This window comes from Zobellella denitrificans (assembly GCF_002237365.1).
Lineage (GTDB): Bacteria > Pseudomonadota > Gammaproteobacteria > Enterobacterales > Aeromonadaceae > Oceanimonas > Oceanimonas denitrificans.
The window spans coordinates 1-3,238 of the sequence record NZ_NMUO01000162.1 but is presented as its reverse complement, the minus strand read 5'-3'; the positions used below and the strand labels follow the sequence as shown (position 1 = coordinate 3,238).

At 65.3% G+C, this 3,238-nt stretch carries 5 protein-coding genes; 3 read left to right on the top strand and 2 right to left on the bottom strand.

What is annotated here, in order from left to right; translation table 11 throughout:
- Together CGX12_RS18970 and CGX12_RS18965 are read left to right on the top strand one after the other, a co-directional pair.
- Window positions 1–852, top strand: an 852-nt coding sequence (locus CGX12_RS18970) for a FecCD family ABC transporter permease (protein ID WP_142995715.1), incomplete at its 5' end; no start/stop codon positions are given.
- Window positions 852–1,682 (top strand): ABC transporter ATP-binding protein, encoded by an 831-nt coding sequence (locus CGX12_RS18965; protein ID WP_094041431.1) that lies wholly within the window; start codon window positions 852–854, stop codon window positions 1,680–1,682. The genes CGX12_RS18970 and CGX12_RS18965, both read left to right, overlap by 1 nt.
- A 164-nt stretch (window positions 1,683–1,846) precedes the next feature.
- On the opposite strand, the gene CGX12_RS19980 is transcribed toward CGX12_RS18965, so the two are convergent.
- Window positions 1,847–1,996, bottom strand: coding sequence for a hypothetical protein (locus CGX12_RS19980; protein WP_176442118.1), 150 nt, complete (start codon window positions 1,994–1,996; stop codon window positions 1,847–1,849).
- Window positions 1,997–2,126: 130 nt separating this feature from the next.
- Between CGX12_RS19980 and CGX12_RS18960 the strand changes: the two genes are divergently transcribed.
- On the top strand, window positions 2,127–2,735 hold the full coding sequence (locus CGX12_RS18960) for a porin family protein (RefSeq protein WP_094041430.1): 609 nt from the start codon (window positions 2,127–2,129) through the stop codon (window positions 2,733–2,735).
- Between the two features lie 70 nt (window positions 2,736–2,805).
- Here the strand turns inward: CGX12_RS18960 and CGX12_RS19975 are convergent.
- The coding region (locus CGX12_RS19975) for a hypothetical protein (protein ID WP_217898212.1) at window positions 2,806–3,238 on the bottom strand (433 nt) is incomplete at its 5' end.

Here is a 3,238-nt window from a genome sequence, read left to right as displayed (position 1 = left end):
CCCCTGCACCGGCTGGTGGTGCACGAACTGCGCCTGCAGCGGGTGCTGGCGGGCATGGCCACGGGCGCGGCCTTCGCCCTGGCGGGCTGCCTGATGCAGACCCTGGCGGGCAACCGTCTGGCCACGCCCGGCATCATCGGCATCGACAACGCGGCCACCGCCTTCGCGGTGGCCTCGGTGGTGGGGCTGGTGACTTCGCTGGCGCCGTCCGCCATGTCCTTGGTGGGCGCCGTGACCGCCACCGTGCTGGTGTTCGGCCTGGCGGGCGGCAGCGGCACCCGGGGCTATCGCTTTATCATCGTCGGGTTGGGGGTGGGCGCCATCGCCGGCGCCGTCACCCAGCTGATGCTGAGCCGGGTGGCCATCGACCAGGCCAACGTCGCCTTTCCCTGGACGGTGGGCAGCCTCAACGCCCGTTCCCCCGAGGCCACGGCCCTGCTCGGTGCCGGCCTGCTGCTGGGCCTGGTGCTGGCGCTGCGGCTGGCGCGGGCGCTGCAGGTGTTGCAGCTGTCCGAGCCGGTGGGCATCGGCCTGGGCCTCAATCTCAAACGGGTGCGCGGCCAGTGCCTGGCGCTGTCGGTGGGGCTCACCGGCCTGGCGGTGGCGGTGGCCGGCCCGGTGGGCCTGGTGTCGCTGCTTGGCCCAGAAATCGCCCGCATGCTGTGCCGCCATCGGGGCGTGCCCCTGCTGGCCTCGGCCCTGGCCGGGGCGCTGCTGATGCTGCTGGCCGATCTGGCCGGGCGGCTGATGCTGGCGCCGCTCGAAATCCCGGTCGGCATCGTCACCGCCGTGGTGGGCAGCCCCTATCTGTTGTGGATGTTGTTGAATCCTTCCTTCCGGAGTCGTCCTTGATGAATGCTGCCGTCCCCCTGCAAACCCTGCTTGGCCATGAACCGCAGGCCACCCTGTCGGCCCATGAGCTGGTGGTGGCCCACGATCGCCAGGTGATCATCGACGGCCTGGAGCTGCAACTGGCACCGGGCCAGGTCACCGCCATAGTGGGGCCCAACGGCTGCGGCAAGTCGACCCTGCTCGGCGCCCTGGCCCGGGTGCTGCGCCCGCGCGGCGGCAGCATCTTGCTGGACGGGGCCGACATCCATCGCCGGCCCAGCCGGGAGATCGCCCGCCGGCTGGCGCTGCTGCCCCAGCACACCTCGGCGCCCGAGGGCATGACGGTGCTGGATCTGGTGCGCTTCGGCCGCCAGCCCCACCAGGGCTGGCTCAGCCAGTGGTCGGAGGAAGACCAACACATAGTGGGAGAGGCGCTGGCGGCGGCGGATCTGACGGGGCTGGAGCAGCGGGTGCTGGATCAGTTGTCCGGCGGCCAGCGGCAGCGGGCCTGGATTGCCATGGCCATCGCCCAGTCCACCCCGCTGCTGTTGCTGGACGAGCCCACCTCGGCGCTGGATCTGGGCCACCAGATAGAGGTGTTCGAGCTGATCCGCGCCCTGGCGGGCCGGGGCAAGACGGTGGCCATGGTGGTGCACGACCTGGCCAGCGCCTGCCGCTACGCGGATCAGCTGGTGGCCATGCGCGACGGCCGCATCATCGCCCACGGCCATCCCCGGGATATCCTCACCCCGGCCCTGGTGCGCGAGCTGTACGGGATAGAGTGCGACATCACCCAGGATCCGGCCAACGGCAGCCCCATGCTGGTCAATGTACGCCGGGCCCGCCGCTGAGCCGTTGCCGGTGGGGCGCAGGCGGCTCGCCTGCTTTCCCGCGCAGCGGGAACTACGGCCTGGAGCGCAACACCTCAACCATGGGCATAACACCCATGCGGGCGGGCCGCCCGCGCCCCAATCGCGCCCCAATATGGCGCGCAATACCCAAGCCGTGACGGGCGTCAGAGCGCTGCGGCCACTTCCTCCAACTGCAGGCGCAGGCTCTGCAGGCCGCCGATGTCGGCGTAGCCGTCCGCGGCATAGCGTGCGAGATAGTCGGGCAGGGCCTGGTTGGGCGCGGCGTCGGCTGCCGGTGGTACATTGTGTTGCAAAAATGGAACGGGGGGAAATACGGCCACAGGAGGATGGCACGTTTATTGGCTGCGGATGAAAAAGCCGTCTAGGCTCTTATTTGCACCCTGAGTGCGGGCATTAATCAATAAACAACAAGGACGGTGGCATATGATGATCCGATCATTGATGGCGGCTTCGTGTCTGTTTGTGGCAGCCGGAGCCCAAGCGCAACAACTTTCTTCAACTTCACCTTATCTTTACGCACAGCCCGAGTTCTATGTGGGGCTGAATTACGCCCAAGTCAGCCTGGATTTTGAGATGGATGAAATCAAGGATGTGCTTGATATATCGCCAGACTGGAACTCTGTTGGCCTTAATTTCGGCTATCAGCCTTCTCCTTATCTGGCCTTGGAGGCACGTTACGGTAGAGGCGTTGGATCCGATGATCTGCTGGATGGCGCAGTGGATACCAAAATGAAGCATTACTTTGGTATTTATGCGCTTCCGCAGATTCCCATTCAAGATTTTATGTCTGTATACGGACTGTTGGGTTGGACCAAGGCGAAATTCGAAATCAAGAGTGCGCTATTTCCCGATTATGGGCTGCCATACAAAATGTCGGACTCCGAAGATGATTTCAGCTACGGTATAGGGATGCGCTTCAAAGACAAGAGTCATGTCGGTGGAGTGGGTTTCTTTGTCGAGTATGCCCGTCTTATTGACCGAAGCGATTATGATATTGACTCCCTGATGCTGGGGCTGAGCTGGCATTTTTAAACGCCATCAAGCTCTTTCGGAAAATGGGGCCATGTGGCCCCATTTTGTCATTATTCCCCCATCGCCATCCTTATTCCCCGGGCCATTGATAGACCCCCCGGTTAAGGCCGTCGCGGATGGCCGAGATCACCTTGCTGGTGCGCAGGCTGGCGCCGGTGTAGCCGTCGAGGTCGGTCACCACCTGCTCCGGCTGGTAGAGGTCGAAGATCTGGTGCAGCGGCTTGCCGGTCAGGTAGTCGGCCACCTGCCGGTACTGGCGGGTCACCGGATAGAGGGGGGCGTCTTCGGCCAGGGTCAGGTAGTCGATGCCGCCGTAGGCCAGGTGGCGGTATTCCAGGGCGGTCAACCGGCCGTCGCGCAGATCGAACTGCATTCCCACCTGCATTTCCCCCCGATCGAGAAAGCTGCCCCGGTAGCGGCCGTCCAGGTAGGTGCCGGGCGCGAGCCCGAGCAGCAGCCGGCCATCCGGTCGACCGGCAGCGGCGGCGGGGCTGGCCCGGGCC

What these genes read in the sequence shown, in the direction of transcription:
- CGX12_RS18965 (WP_094041431.1), top strand. Translation starts at nt 852, where the DNA reads ATGAATGCTGCCGTCCCCCTGCAAACCCTGCTTGGCCATGAACCGCAG.
- CGX12_RS18960 (WP_094041430.1), top strand. Translation starts at nt 2,127, where the DNA reads ATGATGATCCGATCATTGATGGCGGCTTCGTGTCTGTTTGTGGCAGCC.